Annotated in this window: 7 protein-coding genes; 3 read left to right on the top strand and 4 right to left on the bottom strand. The window is 58.7% G+C overall.

Going from position 1 to position 21,997, the window contains the following annotated elements; translation table 11 throughout:
* Positions 1-92 precede the first annotated feature (92 nt).
* Complete coding sequence (locus VG146_00965; protein ID HEV2390910.1) at positions 93-1,523, top strand: sulfatase; 1,431 nt, start codon at positions 93-95, stop codon at positions 1,521-1,523.
* Between the two features lie 308 nt (positions 1,524-1,831).
* The gene (locus VG146_00960; protein HEV2390909.1) at positions 1,832-3,094 is read left to right on the top strand and encodes a hypothetical protein; all 1,263 of its coding nucleotides are present in this window, start codon (positions 1,832-1,834) and stop codon (positions 3,092-3,094) included.
* A 179-nt stretch (positions 3,095-3,273) separates the two neighbouring features.
* Here VG146_00960 and VG146_00955 read toward each other — a convergent pair whose 3' ends face one another.
* The gene (locus tag VG146_00955) at positions 3,274-4,293 is read right to left on the bottom strand and encodes an RluA family pseudouridine synthase (GenBank protein HEV2390908.1); all 1,020 of its coding nucleotides are present in this window, start codon (positions 4,291-4,293) and stop codon (positions 3,274-3,276) included.
* 73 nt (positions 4,294-4,366) lie between these two features.
* Here VG146_00955 and VG146_00950 point away from each other — a divergent pair, with 73 nt between their 5' ends.
* Positions 4,367-4,876 carry an MOSC domain-containing protein gene (locus tag VG146_00950; protein HEV2390907.1) on the top strand — a complete coding sequence of 170 codons (510 nt, stop codon included), beginning with the start codon at positions 4,367-4,369 and terminating at the stop codon, positions 4,874-4,876.
* On the opposite strand, the gene coaE is transcribed toward VG146_00950, so the two are convergent.
* The 3 genes from coaE to VG146_00935 all read right to left on the bottom strand — a co-directional run bounded on the left by coaE (position 4,871) and on the right by VG146_00935 (position 21,943).
* Positions 4,871-5,473: a dephospho-CoA kinase gene (gene coaE / locus VG146_00945; GenBank protein HEV2390906.1), complete on the bottom strand. Its 603-nt coding sequence runs from the start codon at positions 5,471-5,473 to the stop codon at positions 4,871-4,873. The two genes, VG146_00950 and coaE, sit on opposite strands and share 6 nt — an antisense overlap.
* A gap of 202 nt (positions 5,474-5,675) precedes the next feature.
* Positions 5,676-12,407: a proprotein convertase P-domain-containing protein gene (locus tag VG146_00940; protein HEV2390905.1), complete on the bottom strand. Its 6,732-nt coding sequence runs from the start codon at positions 12,405-12,407 to the stop codon at positions 5,676-5,678.
* A 113-nt stretch (positions 12,408-12,520) separates the two neighbouring features.
* A complete protein-coding gene (locus tag VG146_00935) occupies positions 12,521-21,943 on the bottom strand; it encodes a Calx-beta domain-containing protein (GenBank protein ID HEV2390904.1) in 9,423 nt (3,140 codons plus the stop codon).
* Positions 21,944-21,997 lie beyond the last annotated feature (54 nt).

The following is a 21,997-nucleotide window of genomic DNA, read 5'->3' as shown; positions in this document are numbered from 1 at the left end:
CGGATTTTTCATTGTAAGACCTGGCGTGCCTGGCGCCGGCCTTCTGCGATTCTCGTTGTCAATTCAACCCAATGATTCATTATCGGCTTACGATGAAATCACGCCTGGTCCCGCTGGCGGTCTCGCTGCTGAGCGCCATTGTCCTGAGCGCCTCGGGCACAGCCGCTGAATCGGCTAATCCGACAAGCAGCCCGAACATCATTATCATTCTGGCTGACGACATGGGCTGGGGCGACCTCGGCTGCTACGGGCATCCGAGCATTCATACTCCCAACCTGGACCGCATGGCCGCCCAAGGCATCCGCTTCACCGATTTCTATTCCGCCGGCGAAGTCTGCACCCCCAGCCGGGCCGCCCTGCTCACGGGACGTTACCCCATCCGCAGCGGCATGTGCGATAACCGTTTCCGCGTCCTTCGCCGGGATGCCGCCGGGGGGCTGCCCGCCGACGAAATTACCATCGCCCAGGCGCTCAAAACGCGCGGCTACGCCACCGCCTGCATCGGCAAGTGGCACCTGGGCAACTATATGAATAACCCGGCTCACAATCCGCGCCGGCACGGTTTCGATTACTATTTTGGCCTGCCGCACTCGAACGACATGAACCCCACCCCCAAAGCACCCAAGGGCGCCCCCGGTCGCCTGGACCAGGACCCCGAGTGGTGGGCTGCCCCCCTGTTTCGCAACGAGCAACTCATCGAGCAACCGGCCGACCAGACGACCCTGACCCGCCGCTACACCCATGAGGCCATCCAGTTCATCCATGAGCATCGTTCGAGCCCATTCTTCGTGTACCTCGCGCACACCTTTCCTCACGTGCCACTGTTTGCTTCGGGAAAATTCAAAGGCCACAGCCGCCGCGGACTGTACGGAGATGTGGTCGAGGAAGTGGATTGGAGCGTAGGCCAGGTGCTCGATGCGTTGCGCCAGGAAGGGCTCGATAAAAACACATTCGTCTTTTTCACCAGTGACAACGGTCCATGGCTGATCCAGGGCCGGGCGGGAGGCTCGGCCGGTCCCTTGCGCGATGGCAAGGGCTCGACCTGGGAAGGGGGCATGCGCGAGCCCGGCATCGCCTGGTGGCCCGGGCGGGTTCCCAGCGGTATCGTCAGCCACGAACTGGCCTGCACCATGGACCTGTTCACCACCAGCCTGAAGTTGGCAGGCGCACAAATGCCATCCGACCGTGTGATTGATGGGGTTGATATGGCGCCTATCCTGTTCGGCAACGGTCCCAGCCAGCGACAGAGTTTCTTTTATTACCGGGGTGCGCGCTTGTTTGCAGTGCGCAAAAGGGCCTATAAAGCGCATTTTGTGACTAAATCCGGTTATGGCCCTGACAAGGCGGTGCCGCATGATCCGCCGCTGTTGTTCGATCTTGAACAGGACCCGGGCGAGCGCTTTAACATCGCAGAGGAGCACCAGGATGCGCTGGCCGATTTGGAGCAGGAAGTCCAACGCCACCGCGCGACGGTGAAGCCTGTCCCATCGCAGCTCGAGGCCAGCATTCAACCGAAAGAATAACTGCTATGGAGCGGGGTGTTTGGCAGGGTCTGACGATGCATCCGCCGCCGACATTTATTGGGAGGGCCGAGGGAGAGACTACAGAAACAGGGACCCCTCTCCCCGACCCTCTCCCCTTCGGAAGGGGAGAGGGAGAATCCTCCAGACTTCTCTGTGAGATTTTAAAAATGGCTTTTGATGCAGCCATGAGGTTGCTTTTATTTTGTGCGTTCTGCGCAGGGTCATCTGGGGCAGAACCTTCCCTGTCGGGCAGCCCCTCTTTGGCCCCTTGCCGGATTGAAGTTGTCGAACAGGGCAGTGGCTGGCCGGTGCCATTGGTAGAATTGCGCACCACGCACGAGGTCCGATTCGTCACGGACAATGCGGGATTGATCGCGTTTGATTTGCCGGAGTTGATGGGCCGCGAAACCTGGTTCAACGTCATTGGCCAGGGCTATGAGGCGCCCAAGGATGGGTTTGGTTACCAAGGGGTGCGGCTCACGCCGGTTCCGGGCAAGGTATTGAAGGTCGTGGTGAACCGAAAAATCATCGCGCGCCGCATTGGCCGGCTGACTGGCGGTGGGCTGTTTGCCGAAAGCCAGAAACTAGGCCAGGCTCGGGACTGGGCTGAATCCGGGGTGCTAGGGTGCGACAGCGTCCAAAACGCGATCTACGAGGGGCGGTTGTTTTGGGTGTGGGGCGATACGACGTTGGCCAAATATCCGCTGGGCATTTTCAACAGCACGGCGGCCGCTACCCCTGCGCGTGCTTTGGCTTCTTTCCAACCACCCCTCAGGCTGCCCTTTGATTATTTCTGCGATAGCCAAGGCCACCCGCGTGGCGTAGCCGAAATCCCTGGGGAAGGGCCAACCTGGCTAACGGGGTTGGTGACGCTGCCCGATGCCTCGGGGAAACTGCATCTGGTCACATCCTACATGAAGATCAAGCCGCCCCTGGAACCGTATCAATGGGGCTTGGCTGCGTGGGATGACACGACAAAGACTTTCCAACCGCTCCGGGTGGTCTGGAGCAAGTCCAAAGCAACTCCCAAATCACCGCCAATTCCTCAGGGCCATGCGGTATTTTGGACCGATGCGAACCAGCAGCGATGGGTTCTGTTTGGCAACCCTTTCCCGACGCTCCGTTGCCCTGCGACCTTCGATGCCTGGCAACAGCCGCAGAATTGGGAACCGCTCCACCCCCAGGCGACCGTGCCTGCCGCCTCGGGCCAAGCCAGCGTCACACCTCATACCGGCTCGATAGCATGGAATGCCTGGCGCAAACGATGGGTCACGGTGTTTATGGAAAAATTCGGCAAACCCTCGGCCTTTGGCGAACTCTGGTATGCTGAGGCTGATGCGCCGACCGGCCCCTGGGGGCCCGCCGTTAAAGTCCTCAGCCACGACCATTATACCTTCTACAATCCTCGCTTGCACCCTGAGTTCACCCCCGAAGACTCACCGGTTCTGTTCTTTGAAGGGACCTACACGGTTACATTCAGCGATAATAAAAGGCCGACGCCGCGTTACGAATACAATCAGGTGCTCTATCGTTTGGACCTGGACGACCCCGCGTTGTCTGCGGCGCGGTAGGGCTGGGAAATGGGGTGCAGGCCGCGGGCACGCGAGGTCTTACAAATGAAGAATCCAAAACATCGAACATCCAACGTTCAACATCGAATGTCGAACGTGCGCCCTCCGCGTTCGAGATTGGAGGTTCGGCGTTCGATGTTCGATGTTCAGACCGTATTGATCAGAGAGCGAGCGCGCTGTCAGCGTCGCAGGGCCTCTTCCAGCAGGCGCAAGTCTTTAGGCATTGCTGCGGTCCAGCTCATGCGTTTGCCCGGCTGGCCGGGATGCTCGAGCGTCAGGACTTCGGCGTGCAGGGCCTGCCGGTCCAGATGGAGAAGTGTTCGCGGGGAATCTGCGGCGCGAACTGCCGGGTTATAGGTCCGGTCGCCGAGCAAGGGGAGACCGGCATGGGCAGCCTGGACACGGATTTGATGTTTTCGACCCGTCTCGAGGCGGAGGCGCAATTTGGTGACGAAGCGGCCCGCGCCGGGGCAAGGGTATTCGGCGATGACTTCATAATGGGTGATGGCCTCGCGGACTTCCGAGTCACTGGTCCTGGCTTGGGTTTCGGGCACTATATGCTGACGCAACCCGTCCCGGCTAAGCTCCAGCCATTGGCGCCAGGCGCCTTGAGGCGTGGGGGGCCGGCCCTCGACGAAGGCGATATACTCCCGGTGCATGGTATGGGCCTTGAGTTGCTCGATGAGATGGTGGCGGGCCGCGGGGTTTGTGGCCATGCAAAAGACGCCGCTGGTGTATTGGTCGAGGCGATGAACCGGCAGAGGCTGCAACCGCCGATAGCTGGGCGGCAGCGACTTTCCGGCCACGCCGCGGTCCCGGGCCTTGAGTTTGCCGGCCAGGAAATCGGCCAGGATGCTCAGCGCTGAAAGCTCACTGTCAGGCGCCGGCACCGAGATGAGACCGGGTCCTTTGTTGACAATGGCAAGGGCCGAATCCAGGTGGAGCAAGGAAACGCGGGGATGAATTTGCCAACCCGGGCCGCAGGCGAGGGTGGCGGCCTGGCGTCCTTTGAGTTCGAGCGTATCCCCCGGGTCGGCGATGGTTTGGTGTGGCCTTCGGATGATGAGGCCTTGGACGCTCACCCGGCCTGCCAGAATCCATTGTTTGGCGCGGGTCTTGGAGGTATCGGGATGCTTTTGCACCAGCCAATCCAACAGCGGCCTTGGGCTTGTTTCGCTCACCAGAAGGCAAGGTGGCATAAAGGCGGGGAACAGGCCAGCCGGATCGTTGGGCGATTGAATTGCTTAACAACTCAGGATAATCTTCAGCTCCATGGAACCGCAATTCAGCGCCTCAGGCCCGTTGCTGGGAACTGTCCTGGAAATATTTATCGCTTCAGCCGCAATGGCCAAAATGATGTCCCGGCCAACGGTGCGCGCTCTGCCAAGAAAGGGGCTGGAAGGCGACCGATATTTCTTCGGGAGAGGTACGTTCTCGCCGAAACCGCAAAAGACGGATTTTGAACTGACCCTCATCGAGGATGAGAAGATAGCGGCATTCGCGGCCAAATCGGGTATTGCCTTTAGCGGCACGGATGCGCGGCGCAACGTCGTGACCAAGGGCGTCAACCTCAATGAACTGGTCGGCCAGGAGTTTTACCTCGGCAAGGTTCGTATTCGTGGGATTCGCTTGTGCGAACCATGCGCCCATTTGGCCAGCCTCAGCGTTCCTGCAATCCTCAAGGGGCTAGTGCATCAGGGCGGGCTGCGAGCGCAAATTCTCTCAGAAGGCCAGATTCGCGTTGGAGATGAGATCAGGCTGGCCGTTGCCCCGGATTCATGATGGCGCAAAGGTCTTGAAAGCGACGAGGATGCGATCCAGTTGGGCCGCGTGGAGGTTCAGGGGGCCTTCAGTCCAGATGACAAAGTTTGCCAGCTCCATTTTCTTCTCAGGCGGCAACTGCGCCTGGATGCGTTGTTCCATTTGCTCGGGCGGCCAATGGCGGGCCAGAAGGCGCTGGCGCTGGGTTGCCGCCGAACAGGCGACACAAAGTGTGGCGTCGAAATCGCTTTCGGCGCGCGTCTCGAAAAGCAACGGGATGATGACCACCGCCAAGGGGTGTTCTGCGGCGCGCCATTGGTGGATTTCGGCAAGCCACAACTGGCGGATGCGCGGATGGAGGATGCTTTCGAGTTGCCGGCGCGCCGCGGTGTCCGCAAAGACGCGCCGTGCCAATTCTTCACGATTGAGCCGGCCATCAGTCGAGACAATGCCCGGACCAAAGGCGCGTTGGACCTCCGCCAGCGCCGGCTGGCCGGGTTCAACGACCTCGCGCGCCAGGTCGTCGCTATCCACCACCGGGATGCCGCGAGCGCGCAGAAGGTCGGCGCAGGCGGATTTGCCCATCCCGATGCCACCAGTCAGGCCGAGCGCTTTCATTGCCCTCTTCAAAAGTGTGACGCTTCGCGAGAAACAGTACCAGCATGCGCGCTAGCGTCTTGGAGTGCGCAGAGGCCCATCGCCAGGCCGGCCAGATTCCAATCCAGCGAAGGACGCGCATCCAGCCCAAAAGCGCTAGAGGACTAACGCAGTCCAAGACGCTTCGCGAGGAACAGTACCCCCAAGCGCTTCGCGAGGATTTTTACTGGCGCACCGCGCGATAGAACCGGGTGTTAAAGCTTGGGGAATTGGTGTCGGTGTAGTTGATGAAGCCGTCCGCAGCGGCGGTGTTGGTGCTGATAGGGGTCCAGGAAGACAAGTTGGTCGAGGCCTGGATGACGTAGGTGGCGCCAGCCTCACCGCTGAGGGTCAGGTTCACGATCATATTGGACATCACAACGCTCAGTTTAGGCGGGACCACACTAATGACAGTGGTAGTGATTTGGGCTGAGTCGTTTGCCGGGTCCAGGTCCTCGTAACCGCCCGAGACACTGGCGGTGTTGACGAAAGTGCCGCCGAATGTGGGTGTGGCGGTGAAGCTCACAGTAGCGGTGTTGTTGGCGGCTAATGTGCCGAGGCTGGCAACGAGCGCCCCACCCGCCATCGAAATGGAACCCTGGCTTGCGCTGCTGGAGATGACCACAAAACCTTGGGGCAGATTGTCTGTTAGCACAACCGCCGGGGCGGCGAAGGGGCCTAGATTGGTGACGCCAACCGTGTAGGTCAGAGTGTCGCCCTGGCTGATCGAAGCCGCGGAACTCGAGATGCCAACTCCGAGGTCAGCAAGCGGATTAACGGTGTTGATGGCGGTCAGGTTCAGGCTCCAACCCCCGGAGATATAGCCCGAATCCCCAATCGAGTCGTCCAGCACGTAGAGCGTCCAGGTCCCGTTGGGGTCGATGCTGTTGAGCACCGAGAGGGTCGAGCCGTAAGGAGCAACCGGCGCGGGGGCCGGGAAGGTCACCGAGCCGAAGTGGGACGGCTTAAACGTGCCGCTGTTGATACTGCTGAGGTTGAAGAGGCCGACGCCTGCAGCATCGTCAAAGGTCAGGCTGGCATTGGTGACCGGGTACCCGCTGCCGGTGTGGGACATCACAACCACATCCCGCTGGTTGGGGCTGGCCAGGAGGATATTGACATCGTTGGGGAAACTATGAGTCAGCCCCTGAATGGTGACCGTTGCTTTGCCGACATAGCCGGTGAGGCCCGAGACGGTGATGGTCGATGGATAGGGCGAAGCGGCGCCGTAATCGGGAATGATAATCGCGTTGGTGTTTGCGAATGACGCGTTCCCGGGCAAATTAAAGGTAAAGGCGAGCATCCCGAGGTTGTTGGCCCCATCCTGAAGCTGCAGGGTGGCGGTTATCGAGCCAACCGCAGAAGGGTCTGCGGTAAAGGTAAACGGACGCGCCACAACCGGACCAGCATGCTGGACGACTCCATAGGTGGCCGGAGCGCTTGGGGCTGTGACACCTCCCGAGGCCAGCAAGGTGGCAACGAGGTTGGCGGTATCCAAAGAGCCGGCATTGGTCAGGATAAACGAGAGGGTGACCGTCTCGCCGGGATTGATAGCGCCGTTAGGCGGCGAGGCATTGCCAGAGATGAAGGAGGCGCCTGCAGCAAGAATATTCGGCACAGGATTCATCGCTGTGACTGCGATTGTAACCGAGTTATTGGAGGCATTGGTATCACTCGAGGCCGTGGCGACGCTAATCGAATTGTTAACCATACCCGGGCCAAGCGGGGCAAGATTAATGGAAACCGCAGCGGTCGCTCCAGGCGCCAGAGTGCCCAGGCTGGCAACAACCGTCCCACCATTCACCCCAATTGACCCTTGCGAGGCGTTTCCAGAGACGAATACGGTGCCAGGCGGCAATGGATCGGTCACGACCACATTCAAGGCGTTGCCCGGGCCGCTATTCGTCACAGTCACACTATAATTGAGATTACTGCCGACAATGACCGGGTCTGGCGCGGCGGTGACGCTCAGGGCCACGTCAGCCGACGGCAGATTGACCGTTGAAACGACTTGCGCCTGGTTGTCGCCGGTGTGGATGTCGGTCTCAAAAGCGCTGACGGACGCCGTATTGGTTAGGAGACCGGATGCCGCCGGCTGCATGACAAGGGTGAGTGTCACAAAAGCATGTGCCGGGAGACTGGCCAGATTCCCGATAAGCACTCCGCCATTGGTGGTGTAATTGCCTTGGGAGGCTGTGACGGAGACGAGATTTGCTGTGGCCGGCAAGGCATTGGAGAAGGTGACGCCGGTAGCGGTGCTGGGCCCGGCATTGGTAATGACAAAAGTATAGGTCAGATTATTTCCAACCAGGACCGGTTCGGGCGAAGCGGTCTCGCTGATGCCGATATCAGCCAACTGGTTGACCGGTGTCACGGAAGTCAGCGCCAGGCTCCAACCGTTTGAGATAGCGCCCGAATCGCCGGCCGAATCGTCCAGAACAAAAAGCGACCATTGGCCGTTGGGATTAATCCCATTCAAATCGCTCAGGCTGACCGAGTAAGGCCCTGCCGGGGCTGGGTTGGAGAAGGCGACGTTGGGCGGATAGACAGAAGGCTGCCAGGAGCCGGTGCTCATTCCACCGACAGCCGGGATGGGTCCGGCAGCGGCCTGGTCGAAGGTAACATCGAGGTCATCGGCAGCCGATTGATCGGCGGCGTGAGACAACAGGAGCACCCGAACTCCGGTCGGGCCTACCAGCAACGCATTCACGTCATGCACATAGGAATGAGTCAACCCAGCCAGAGTGGCCGTGACCCGGCCCACCTGGCCGGTTAAACCTGAAACCGACAACGTCGAGGGGTACGGATCAGCAGACCCGAAGGCGAGCAGGTTGGTTACGTTCGGCACGTAGATGATATTGGTATTGGCAAAGGCCGCCACGGTAGGCAAGGCAAAGGTAAAAGACACCGGGGGCAAAGCATTGGGGCCGTCCTGGAGTTGGAGTGTGGCGACCAGGGAACCGCCGATGGCGCTGCTGGCGGTAAAGGTGAATGGCCGTGAGACAGGGACGCCACCCGGGACACCAATCGGTTTGATGAGTCCATAAGTCTGGGGGCTGCTCGGGGCGGTCACGCCGCCGGTGGCCAGGAGGGTAGCCACGAGATTGGTATTCACGACGTTGCCTGCATTCTGCAGGCGGAATTGTATCGTGACCGTCTCGCCGGCATCGATAGAACCGTCCGGCGGAGAAAAGCTTTCAGCTATCAAGGTTGCGCCCGCCGGGGTAATGCTGATGAAGGGCGCGGCGACCTGAGAACTGACGCTGGCGGTGTTGTTGGCGGGATTGGGGTCCGCCTGGGAGGCGGTAACCGTTGCGCTGCTATTCAAAGTTCCCAGCTTGGTGGTAGTGACGATGACGGTCGCGGTGGCCCGCGTTCCCGGAACAATCGTTCCGAGATTGCAAAGCAGCGTACCTGCATTCAGCCTGGAGGTCCCCTGAGAAAGCACAGTGGAGACAACCGAAACACCTACGGGCAGGGTTTGATTAAGAATGACATTTGTCGCGGCGTTGGGACCGAGATTGGTCACGGTAATAAAGTAAGTCAGGTTGCTCGTGAGCACGACAGGGTTCGGGCTGGCGGTCAGGCCGAGGGCAAGGTCAGCGGCCTGGCCGACGGCGGTAGTCACGGTAGCGATGTTATTGGCCAAATAGGGGTCTGGTTGAATGGCGCTGGCCTGGGCTGTGGCGGTGATGTTGCCGTAGGCCTGTGGACTGACATTAATGGTCGCGGTGGCATAGGCATTTTGGGCGAGCAGTCCGACATTCTGGATGACGACATTGCCGGCTACGGTGATCGAGCCCTGGGAATAATTGGCCGACACAATCTGGACAGAGGCAGGCAGGATATTACTGACGACCACACCGGTCGCGACAGCCGGACCGTTATTGGTTACGGATACCGTGTAAGTCAGCGGGCCGCCAACGATGGTGGGATTTGGGACGCCGGCAATTCCAACCGCCAGGTCGGCAACAGGGGGAACAATAATGGTTTGAACCGTTACCGAGTTATCGATGGGATTGAGTTCCGGATCGGTGGAAGTCACCGATGCGGATGAATAGATGGTCCCAGCCAGCGTGGGGACGCCGGTCACAGTGATTGTGGCCGTGGCGCCCACCGCCAGGTTGCCAAGGGTTGCAGTCACAACACCCCCTCCCTGGCTCACCGTGCCTTGAGAGGATAACGCAGTAACAAATTGCACACTCCCAGGCAGATCGTGAGTCACGACAACGCCGCGGGCTATTCCCGGGCCTTTGTTGGTGACAGTGATATTATAAACGAGGTTACTGCCAATCACGTCCGGATTGGGACCGGCGTTCATTTTGATACCCAAGTCCACTCCGGGGCATTGACCACCGCCATCGGTGCATGTGGCCGAAGCAACGGCCAGCGACCAGCATTGCAGCGTGCCAACGAAGCCGGCCGCGTTATCAATCACGTGGAGCTGCCAGATGCCGTTTGCATTCGTGCCGGATTTGCCCGCAAAAGTCGCCAACGGCTGGTCGGGTTGGAACACGCCGATATAGGGCGGGAGCCCGTTGGCGATGGTGTTGGTGGCGTCATCATCAAAGGTCGTTCGGGAAGTATCGGGCGAACAGGCCAGACCATAGTTTTGCCCGCCGGCGCCGTGGTTGGCTGAAAGGGTGACGGAAGTATTATCGGGGCTGATCAGTTGCAAAGTGAGATCGGAGTCCGACGGGTGGCTGATAAAGACCATCACAGATACCTTTTGCACGGCGCCCGCGAGGCCCGAAACCAGGATAGGAGAGTTGGTTCCCAGGGGTGAATTGTCCGGAATCGCAGCAGGGAAGAAATTGTCAAAGCGGACCGGAGAGCCCGTGAGGCCGGATGGGAGCGAAACGCGGAAGGCCCGGATGCCGTTATCGGATTTGATGACCACATTGAGTATGACTGGTGTGCCGCAAACGAAGGCAGGTGTGGTGCCGATCTTGAATGCGGTCAGGTTGGTGGCGGCAATCCCAGGGATGATGTCCGGGTAATCGGAAGTCGTTTGAGGAATAAAGACGTTCGGAGTGGTAGTTGAGATAGTGGCATGGACGTTGGTGGCGCCGACAAGGCCAATATTAGTCAACACCAAGAAGAAATCGTTGCATTCATCAAAATCAATGACCCCGTTGCCGTTGCCGCCAACGACGTAGTTGGTGGCGACATCAATCGTCAGTGAAGCAATCGGGGCTAATAGATTGATGAGGTTGGTGCCTGCGGGCGACCCCAAACCCGTGCAGAGGTCATAACCGGGGACTGCAAAAAACAAATTGGTGCTGACGGCATTGGTGTTGTTGCCAGTAACGATGTCATGGAATGCATTGGTATAGTTCGCATAGGGCCCCTTGCCGATCGCGTAGATAGCTGGATTGAGAAAACCGACTGCGGGATCACCGTTGGCAAAAGCTTGCTCATTCATTAGGGCGGTAAAACCTGCCCAGAGAGGAGCGGCCACACTTGTCCCCCCCACAGGGCTTCCCTGGCCTTGGTTAGCAATAGTCCAGACGTTTTCGGCCGTCAGGGCCACATCCGGAGTATTGCGTTTTGTAAAAGAGCCTTGGTTAGTGGTCATGTCGATCCCCTGCTGCCAAACTGGGATGGAATAAAAAGAGCTGATCCCGCCGCTGGCTCCGTTGGTTCCGTCGTAACGGTTCCACACGGTCTCTGAAACCCAGGATCCTTTGGGACCGGTTGTGCTCAGGATGGTGCCGCCTACTTGAGTGATAAACGGGTTGTCTGATGGCGCGTTGGGCAGGTTGGGGTCGTCCACCGCCCCCGGCGGAAAGGCGTCGCTGTCACCTGAGGCGTTAAAGAATGTTTGTCCTTGCGCAATCATTTCCTGAAAAATCTGGTCCGTGGTAGCGCTGGGACCGCCGCTCCAACCCCAGGACGAGCTGAGTTGCCTGGCCTCGTTGTCGGTGACCATCCGGTTGAGGATATCGTCTTGAAGCCCGTTTGGTCCGGCCTCGTACACCATTACTTTAGACACCCCCGGGGCCATTGAAATCACCATCTCGATGTCGAGAGACACTTCGCCTACGGCGCCGGGGTTGACCGGAACACCGTTAAACCCGTCCAGGAGCACGTTCTGCAAGGGGACGTTTGGTAATCCGGCGAGGGCCTCATACGCTACGATATCGCTCGGATAATAGCCGTCGAACTGGAACAACCCAACCACTTGTCCGGAGCCAGTCAGGGGAGTGCCGGGCACATACGCATTCCTGAAGTCATAGCCCAGGTAAGTGCCGGCAGGCCCGGAGCCAAGATGAGGCTCACGTTCCAGGGAGTTGATGTCCATTGGAATGTACTTTGGATGAGGCAGGATGTAATCGTTGAGACCGCTGATGTTGAATACGGGTACGGAAAGGTCCAGCCATGGTTCGGCATCCGGCGCGTAGAACGTGCGCGCCTCGGTCGGATGCTCGTACAGGTGCATCGTAATATGGAGGGCCTTTTCGATGTCAGCAACCGAAGCGTTGACGTCCAGGAGCATCCGGTTTGGATGCCGGGTCGTGACGGCCAGGCCGTTGGCTTGGGCAAAGTCGATAAGGGCCTGGTAATCCTGCTCGGTGGGCCCGAACATGGCCGTAAACTGCGCAGTAGATAAATAATGGCGATACTGCGGGCTGGTTGGATCGGTGACCTGCTCGAGCAGGTTGGTAAGTGCTTCCCGGTCGCGCCAGGGCAGTGAGATGGCCAGGTTCAACCGCTTGGTTGCCTCGAGGCGTCCAATGGGCTGCAAACCTGCCGTCACACCCGGCACGGTCCCATGCAAGACCTGCCGTTCCGCGGCGCCGGACGGGAGGGCCGCCAGGGCGATCTGCGCCGCGCAAGCAGCGAGCAAAACAGGGCAGCGCGGGCTGAGACGTCCAAACGCGCGGGTTGAAAACAGATCAGAGAATACCTTCATAGTCAAATTGGGAGAGGATAAAGCGGAGGACAATTCGGACATCGCGCTGCGATACACGCTGCGCAATGGCTCGCGCCTGCCGTGCAATCTGGACATTTTGGGTGAGTTCCATTTTACTGCCCTCTCAAGCGGAAGAAGACGCTGCCGTCGCCAATCGGAATGGAAACGGTGTTCTGTCCATTGATGCTGACCGGGGGCGTATTGGTGAGGGGGTACCAGATTACCGGCGGGGTCAGGTTGGTGGTTGTTTCGAGCACGTAATTGGCGGCATCCACCGGCCAGCTCACCACCAAGCTGTTACCCGAATGGGTGAAGCTCAGCGGGATGAAACCGACGATGGTTTTGACGGAGGCGGTGTTGTTCAGCTTGAGCGGGTCAGTCACAGCGGAGGAGCAGGTGGCGGTATCGGTGATCGTCCCCGAACCGGTTGGTTGCACCACGATAATGGCTGAGACCTGGCCGCCGCTGCCCACGTCGCCAAGGTTCGTAAAGGTGAGGGTGCTGCCGGTCAAGGTATAGCCCGCTGGGGAGGCCGAGACAAGCGCCACGCCGGGTGGCAGGAAATCCGAGACGGTGAGAGCAGGGGCAGTGCTCGGGCCGAGGTTTGAAACCGTGATCGAATAGGTCAGGGTCTGCTCAGGCAGCACCGGAGAGGGCGCCGCAACAAGGCCAATTGCCAGGTCGGCCGTGGGAATAGCCACGGTGCCGGCAAGTGAGGCGGTGTTATTAGCCGGATTGAGATCCGGCGATACGGAACTGACCGTGGCGGAGTTGGTAATGTCCACGGCAGCAGTTGGCTGGATAACCAGGGTTAGGGAGGCTGTCGCGTTCATGTCCAATGACCCCAGATTCCATGTGAGGGTGCCGTTGCCATTGGTTCGGGCAGTGCCCTGAGAAGGCGCGGCAGACACAAACAGTGCCGGGGAAGGGAGCGTATCGATCACGCTCACTCCGGTGGCGCTTCCAGGCCCGTAGTTCTCCACTGTCAACGTGTAAAGGACATTGCTGCCCAGGACGATTGGGGGCGCGGACTGGAACATGGCCACGCCCAGGTCGCTATCGGCAATCACCGGGTGGACCAGTGTGAAGTTCAACGACCAGCCATTGGAAATCGCGCCACCGTCCAGGAAGACATCGTCTTGAACAAACAGGGACCATTTGCCGTTGGGATTAGTGCCATCAAATGCCCCCAGGGCGTTGGTGTAACGAGTGGCCGGAGGCGGCGGAGCCGGTTGCGGAAAAGGGGCGACGGCGGAAAAAACGCTCGGCGTGAAGGTGCCGGACACGATTTGTCCAGACTGCGGCAAAGGCCCGCCGGCTGTATCATCGAAAGTCAGGTTAACCCCGTTGACGGACATCGAGCCGGCGTTGGCGAGGAAAACAACCGGTTGGTTTGCCGGCGAGGCCAGCAGGGCCTCGATGTCGGAGGGGGAGGAATGAGTCAGGTTATTCAGGCTGACTGTGGTTTTGCTGATGACACCGTCCACACCGGTCACATTAAGGAACGAGGGATAGGGCGTTGCGGGCGCGTCGTCATTGATGGTAATCAGCTCATTCTTGGCGAAGCTGGCGGTGCTGGTGCCCAGGGTGAAATTAAAGACTATCAGGCCGCCGTTGGTGCTGATCGCGCGTCCTGAATCAGTGATCAGGAACGTGGCGATAATCTTCTGGCCGTTAGTGCCATTGGCCGTGAACGTAAAGGGCTGCGAAACCGAAGGCCCGTTCGTCACCACCACGCCATAGGTTTGCGGACCGCTCGGAGAAGAGATGCCATTCGTCTCGAGCAGCGTTGCTACCATATTGACTGTGTTGGTTCCGGCTGCGTTGCGGAACGCAAACAGCAGAGTCACCGTTTCACCGGGATCAATGACGCCGTTGGGTGGGCTGAAGCTTTCAGAAATCAGGGCCGAGCCGGCCGGTATGACCAGGCTGCCTTTATTGTTATGGATGGTCAGCGTAGCCGCGGCGGGCGTCAGCAGGCTGGTGGAATTAGTTGGCGCCGGGCTTGAAAGCGAGAGCAGCACGGTCCGGTCCCCTTCGATAATCGTCTTGTCGCGCACCGGCACGGCAAAGCTCTTGCTGGTTTCGCCATTGGTGAAGACCAGGGTGCCGCTGGCGGAGTCATAATCCACCCCGGCAACAGCGGTGCCGTCGGCGGTGGCGTAGTTGACGGAAACGATGCTGTTACTAAAGCCAACCCGTTGGACGGTAATCGGAGCAAAGACGCCGTTTTCGAGGACGTCGTAATTGCCGCTCGAGAACCTGAAACCCGAATTCACGTCGATGATATTGACTGTCGCGGTATTCGGCTGCAGCAACTGCGCCGGAGCGGTGGGGTTAAAGAGGCTCACCGTAAAGTACAGGTCGCCGCTCACGACATTATTGTCGATAATCGGCACGGTAAAGGAGTTGGACAACTGGCCGTTGGTAAAGACCAGGCTCCCGCTGACCGCCGTGTAGTCCGCCGGGGCGACTGCCGTTCCATCCAAGGTGGTATAGTTGACCGAAACAACGCCGGTGTTGGCATTGGTGCGGATGACGGTAATGACCAGATTGGTGGCATCCTTGCGCACCGAGAATACGGCGTTGGCGACCGGGGGTGAGTTCGTATCGAGGATGCTGAGGCCGCTATCGACATCATTAATGACCACCACGGCCGTGCTGGGGGATGCTAATTGAACCCCCGGCGTCGGATTGAACAGATTGACCGAGAAACTCAGGTCGCCCGTCACTCGCGGGTCGCGCAGGATCGAGATGGAAATAGACTTGTGCGATTCGCCCGGGTTGAAGGTCAGTGTTCCGCTGGTTGCGATGTAATTGACTCCGGCGGTGGCGGTGCCATTGGTGGTCGCATAACTGACGGTAGTGACGCCGTTTGTGGTGTTAAGCCGATAGACATCCAGCGTGATCAGGGAGTTGGTCTCACTGACGATATAAACGGCATTGATCAAGGAATTAGTCGCGAAACTGACCCCCACATCGTCATCCAGAATTGTCAACGGCACCGGGTTTGGGCCGCTGATGACCGCTCCGCCGGTGGCATTGCTCAACAGCAGGGGCACCGTTCGAGGTCCCAGGACCACCTTGTCGTTGATTAATGGCACAGTAAAGGAGTGGACGCTTTCGCCGTCCGCGTAGCTCAGAACGCCATTGGTCGGGATGTAATTAAGTCCGGGCGTTGCATCGCCCGCCAGTGTCGAAAAGGCAACCGAGACCGGGCCGGAACTGCCGTTGGTACGAACCACAGTGATGAGAGCGGAGCCGTCGCCCTCGCTGACAACATAGTTGGTTTGAGAGAACATGAACTGGCCCGGGGCCTGATTGACGTTGATGATGGTGAGAACCGCCTCGATCGGGGCCAGGAGCAGCGTGCCGGAGGCATCCGTCAACTGCATCAGAACAGTCGTATTCGGCCCGGCAATATGGGTATTAAAGATTGGCACCTTGGCCGTCTGCACGGTTTGGCCGGGCAGGAACGATACCGTATTGGTCACGGGGGTATAATCAACGCCCGGAACAGCGGTACCGCCGGGCACTGTACTAAAGACCACCGTGCAACCCTGTTGTGTGCTGCCCACGCGCACCAGTTGGACCGTTGCCGCACCATCGATGGCATCCTGAGCCCTCGAGTAGGTTGGCGAGGCGAAACTGACCGCGCTTTCCACGTTAATGATAGTCAGGAGCGCCGTTGGTTGAGCGCCCAGGGTGGCAGGCGGAGTAGGATTTGCCAGAGCCAGGTTGACAGTCAGGTTGGGTGTTACCACCTGGTCATCAATTAGCGGGATGGTGACTTTTTGCACTGTTTCCCCTACCGGGAAATGAAGAGTAGCGGTCACATTGGAGTAATTGACACCGGCGATTCCTGTGCCGTCGCTGGTTGAAAAATCAACCGCGACATCGCCGGAGCCGTCCGGGCGGGGCCCGCTGGTGCCGCCAGTCCTCAAGACCGTAACGACAATATTAGTCGAATTCTCGTTGGCCTGGTAAGTGGCGGAATCGAACTGGAGAGTGCCCGAGCCGACCATGGAGGAGCCGTAAAGCCGGGCGATACGGGCGTGCGGTTGGCCCTCGAACGTGGTAAAGCTGCCGCCAATGAGGATTTTCCCATCCGGCTGAAGGACGACACTGGCAATCGTATTATCCGCGCCGGTCCCGAAATTGATGGTCGGATCGATAGTGCCGTCGGGCATCAGCCGGGTAATGCGCTTGCGCGTGGCGCCGCTGGCGGTCTTGAACCCGCCCACAACCAGAATCCGATTGTCCGGCTGGACCGTGATGGCGTTGACGGTGTCATCGGCGCCGACGCCGACCTGGAACGAGGAATCAACGGAGCCATCGTCATTGAGGCGCGCGATGCGGTTTAGAGCGAACCCATTGATATTGGTGAACGAGCCGCCAATAAGGATTCTATCATCCGTTTGGAGGGCGATGGCGCGGACGGCGGTATCGGCGCCAGTGCCGGCGGAATTAAAGAAGGTATCGACACTGCCATCGGAGTTGAGGCGGGCGATGCGGCCGCAGGCAACGTTATTAATCGAAGTAAAATCGCCTCCCACCAGAACCTGCCCGGCATGGGGGCTGTTGGTCGGATACGCCACAATTGCATAGACGGTCCCATTAGCGCCTGCGCCTGTATTGAAGGTATTGTCCACCGTGCCGTCGTTATTGAGCCGAATGAGCGCGGGCCTGATGGTCCCGTTAAAGCTATTGAAACTGCCGCCCGCATAAATTTTGCGCGGGCCGGTGAGGTCAAAGGTTTCGTTCAGGGCATAGATGGGGCCGTCGGCGCCAGAGCCCGGATTAAAGCCAGTATCGAGAGTGGCGTCGTAATTCAGCCGCGCAATCGAGTTGCGCACCACGGCGTTAATGGTGGTAAAGGCGCCCGCGACAAGGACCCGGGTATCGGTCTGGCTGACCACCGCGCGCACCACATCATTAGCCCCAACCAAAGTGGTAGTGAGAAAGCTCTCGTCGAGGGTGCCATCCGGATTCAACCGGGCGATGCGGTTGATCGGCTGTCCGTCGGCGATGGTGAAATTGCCGCCCACAACGAATTTGCCGTCCGGCTGAAGGGCGATGCCAAAGACATCATCGTTGAAACCGGCATTGGGATCGAAGAACGTATCAACCTGGCCGGGCTGTTGATTGAACGATTGGGCGTCGATGATATTAACAAAGGCTGTCGTCGGATTGCCTGCAATCCCAACCGGAGAGAAGTTGGACAACAGGAGGTTGAACCCAAATAGATTAGGCGGGTCCTGCACACCGTCATTGAGGATGGGCACGGTGAAGGATTTGCTGATCTCGCCGGGACCGAAGGTAACCGTCCCGTTGGTCGGCACGTAATTGAAGAAGGCGTAAGCGGTGCTGTCAGCGGTCGAGAAATTGGCGCTGATGGTTTCGGCGCTGCCGCCGGTGCGGGTGATGGTAATGGCAGCGTATCCGCCCAACTCGTTGATGAAGTAATTGGCGGCGCTGAACTGAAGCGTTCCGTAGAAATCAGTGTTGATAATCGTGACGGTTGTCTGAGTCCGGATACCCAGCGACCCGGGCACAGTGGGGTTGAGCAGCGTGACCAGGAATTGCTTGTTGGGCGTTACCAGTCCGTCATGGATGAGGGGGACCATGATGTAACGAACGGAGGTATCTCCGCTGTCCCAGTGAAGCGTGCCACTCGTAGCACTGTAATTTGCCCCGGCAATGGCCGTGAGATTGCTGGTGGCGTACTGGACATCCTCGACGCCGAGGCTGCCGCCGCTGCGGGTGACCGTTAAGATGGCGGCTGAGGCGGTTTCGTTGGTGCTATAGGCGGTGCTGCTGAAATTGAGATGGCCCGGCAGGAAATTGACATTAATCAGCGTGAGCACCGCGTTGGAGACCCCGAGAGTGGCGCCATTGCCGGGAGCGGCGAGGTACAGATTGACCGCGAGATCATTCTGTATGGCGGAGTTGTTCAGGGTGGGCACAACCACGTTGGTGCTGGTCTGGCCGTCCCGGAATAGAACGCTGTTGGTCACTCCGATATAGTCTTGACCGGCAATTGCCGTTCCGTTGGTTGTGGCAAAGCGCACGGAGATCGGACCGACACTGCCGTTGGTGCGGACCAGGGTAATGACTGCGTTAGTCCCTTCAGTGACGGCATAGCTGCCGGCGCTGAAACCGATGACACCGGGGGCGGTGTCGTCTTCCTGGATGTACATCAAGCCCTTGGTTTGAGCCAGGGCGCTGGCCAGCGGGATGTCCTCACCACCGAGATAGAACACATCCGCATAGCTTGGCACGTCCATTTTGAATGGCGCCGAGCGATCGCCCTGGTACCCGGGGATATTGGGAACCGTGACGTAGATATCGGCCAGAGGCGAACGGACAGGACCGTCGGTAGGAATCACACTGATGCTGACGTTGTTGGTCCCAAAAATCCCGTCGCTCAACTCGCGGTCCCCATTCCAGGTCGTGCCATACCTCGGATTGACCCGGGTATATAAGTAGTCGGCGCCGCTTTGAGCAACGCCAATGGTGTTGCTGCCGGTGCGTGGGGGAATCGAGAAAGTAGCCTCGATCTGGCCCAAATCGCCTCGCGTACGAATCGCTTTGACGTACAGGAAGCCCATGTTCTCGACTACGTTGTAGTTGGTATTGACCAGGCCCATGCTGCCGGGGCCGTCCGTGTTGCCGCCGAGGAGGCGCGCCACATTGTAACGCGTGCGATAAGCAGCACGCGTCTCGGCCACACCGTCGAATGGCGCATAAGAATTTGTGGCCACGTTTACCTCAAATCGGCCACCGCCGACATAATGGAAACTGCCGCCGATCATCAGGTTGCCGTCGGTCTGGAGGCCAGTCGTAAATAGGAAATCCTTCGGGTTGACATAGGGATTGAAGTAGGGCTTGTGCAAACCCGCGAACTGGTTATAGGCCGTGTCCATGAACCCCGTATCCACTTCGCCCGTGGTGAAGAGCCGGGCAACGCACATCCGCCGCGTTTGATTAATCGAGTTAAAGACGCCGCCCAGGAAGATGCGGCCATCGGGCTGCAAGGTGATGGAATACACCGAGTCGTCCGCCCCGGATCCGGGATCAAAGGTAATATCCAGCGTACCGTCGGGGTTGTACCGGCAGATGTTATTCCGGCTGCGGAACTCGGAATTGGCAAACGAACCGCCAACAAGAAGTTTGCCATCCGGTTGCAAGGCGAGGCAAAAGACCGGGCCATCGACACCCGTAACGGGGCTAAAGGCGGGGACAACGATTCCGTTGGTGTCAATCTGGGCAATCGACCGGCGGAACAGGCCATTCACATCGCTGAAATCGCCGCCGATATACATCGAGCCGTCCGGCGCCAAAGCGATGGCGTTGACGGTGCCATCCGGGCCGTTGGTGCCGGGGTCAAAGGAGGGATCAACCGACCCATCCGTGTTCAACCGGGCGATGTGGAGACGCGGAAAATCGTTCACCGCTGTAAATTCGCCGCCAATGACTACTTGGCCGTTGGTTTGAACCGCTACGGCCCAAACGGTGCCGTTGGCGCCCAGGCCGGGGTTAAAGGTGCTGTCCAGCGAGCCATCGGGATTGACCTCCGCGATATTGTAACGAGGCACGCCATTGTAGGACGGGAAATTGCCGCCGATGATGATGTGGTCCGCCGGGGTAAACGTGAGGCTGCTGATAAAGGCGGGATTAATCGGGTCTTTGACCGGGATGCCGTCGCCTGGATCGAAGCCGAAATCAATCGAGCCATTGGCGTTCATTCGAGCCAGGCCGTACCGGGGATAGGAATTGAAACTACCAAACGTTCCGCCGATGACTGTCTTATTATCATTGGTATGGACGGCCAATGCATAGACAGTGCTGTCTGCTCCAGGGGCGGAGTTGTTTGCCGGTTCGGTCGAAATATCCCAGTCACGGTTGTGCGAATCATCGAGCCCACCGGCAGGATAATCATCATAAAGAATCGTGACCGTACATTGGGAATTCCAGCCCAGTTCGGCGTCTTGTGTATGACCGGCAATTTGGAAAAGAAAAATATTAATATCCTCGTTAAATTCCGGGATGGTATCGTCGTTAATGGGAATCCATATCTCCTTGCGCTCGAAATCCTGGGCACTACCCCAACGCAAGGTACCATAGGTGCCAATGCCCACCCCGTCGGTGATTGTGCCATGGTTATCGGGGTGATCGACAGCAAGTTGGTTTGTCGTCCCGAAGTCGAAGTTTAAGCTCGGCCTCGAGTTGTTTGGACTGGGTGCTGCGTAATCGGAACCCGGTTGCAAGTCGAACTGATTGTCGTCGGTGAAGGCTTCAGGGAACCATGTGGTGTCGATTTCGTAATGAATCTCTGTGCCCTGAGCGTTTGGGAGCCCAAAAGTTCCAGGGAAACCACGATAGACCAGGATGCGGGCCATACCTACGCCCTCGCGCACGCGATAAACGCTTCGCTCGAAGTTTACTACGCCGTTGGTAATACCCACTGTAGGGCTGGTAGGGTCCAATAAAATGGGTATATCCATATCGAATATCTCGACGATGGAATTGATGTGGTTATTGTCGAACCGCGGTGCAGGCAAAACCGTGGGGTCTTCCTGCGCATCCAGGACTACATTGGTCAGGATTATCGAAAAGGTACGGTTATTGTTCGGAACGCCTATTCGGGCGGGATTTCTAACCGCCACGCTGCCATCGTCAATGATAGGGATGACAAAACTCTTGCTCATTTCATGGTCATCGAAAAGGAGCGTCGTTTTGTCAGGTCGTTTATAATCTACGCCGGCACGCGCACTGCCGTCGCGAAGATCAAACGAGACGATGGCCTTGCCGGACGATCCGAATACGCGAGTGACCGTGATTCGTGCGCCTTGGGCGCTCTCGGCGTAAGAGCCGTCAACCGGTTTATCTGATTCGGCTTCGGTGCAGAAATAAAAGGGGTGGCTGACCCTGAAGACCCCCGATGGGTTATACGCCCAGGACAGGGTAATGGCGCCTTGGCCCGGCAAGCTGCTGTTGTTCTTGGTATAGCCGTCCACCGCGATGTAATAGGTAGTGCCTCGCACGGCGTTGAACTTCACACCGCTTGGCCCTAAATAGGGATTATCCAAATAGGGGTCGTTATAGTGGAAGTGTCTATTCGCGTTTTCCGGGTTGGTGGTGTTGATGTCGTCATTGGCGACAACCTGGTTCAGGTTGCCAACCGTGGCGTTGCCAACCGTGGGGCCGACATAAACCGCCAGCACGGTGTCACAGGTGCTGTTGAATGTGTCGAACTCGACCGGCCCGGTGTTGTTGGCGGTCCAGACATACCAAATCGAGGCATTGGGCTTGAGCCCGGCGTGGTTGGGTTCGCCCGGCTCGGCGGTGGCGCCCACGTTGCTGCCGGTTACGGTGCCGAAATCGCCGCTGATGACCTGGGCGCTGCCAAAATTATCGTTGGCGGGCTGGGCCAAGGCGCTCGAGGCCAGGACCCCCGCCGAAAGAAGACAGCCCCACTTTACCGCGCCGGGGCGGAGGGCACATTTTACAATCTGACTTGCGAATCTTTGCATAATCACTTTCACGACTGAGCGCACAGCGGTACTGCTCGCTGCGCGCGACTAAAG

The sequence above is a fragment of the Verrucomicrobiia bacterium genome, assembly GCA_035946615.1.
GTDB lineage: Bacteria > Verrucomicrobiota > Verrucomicrobiia > Limisphaerales > UBA8199 > DASYZB01.
This window is presented reverse-complemented; position numbering and strand designations above follow the sequence as displayed.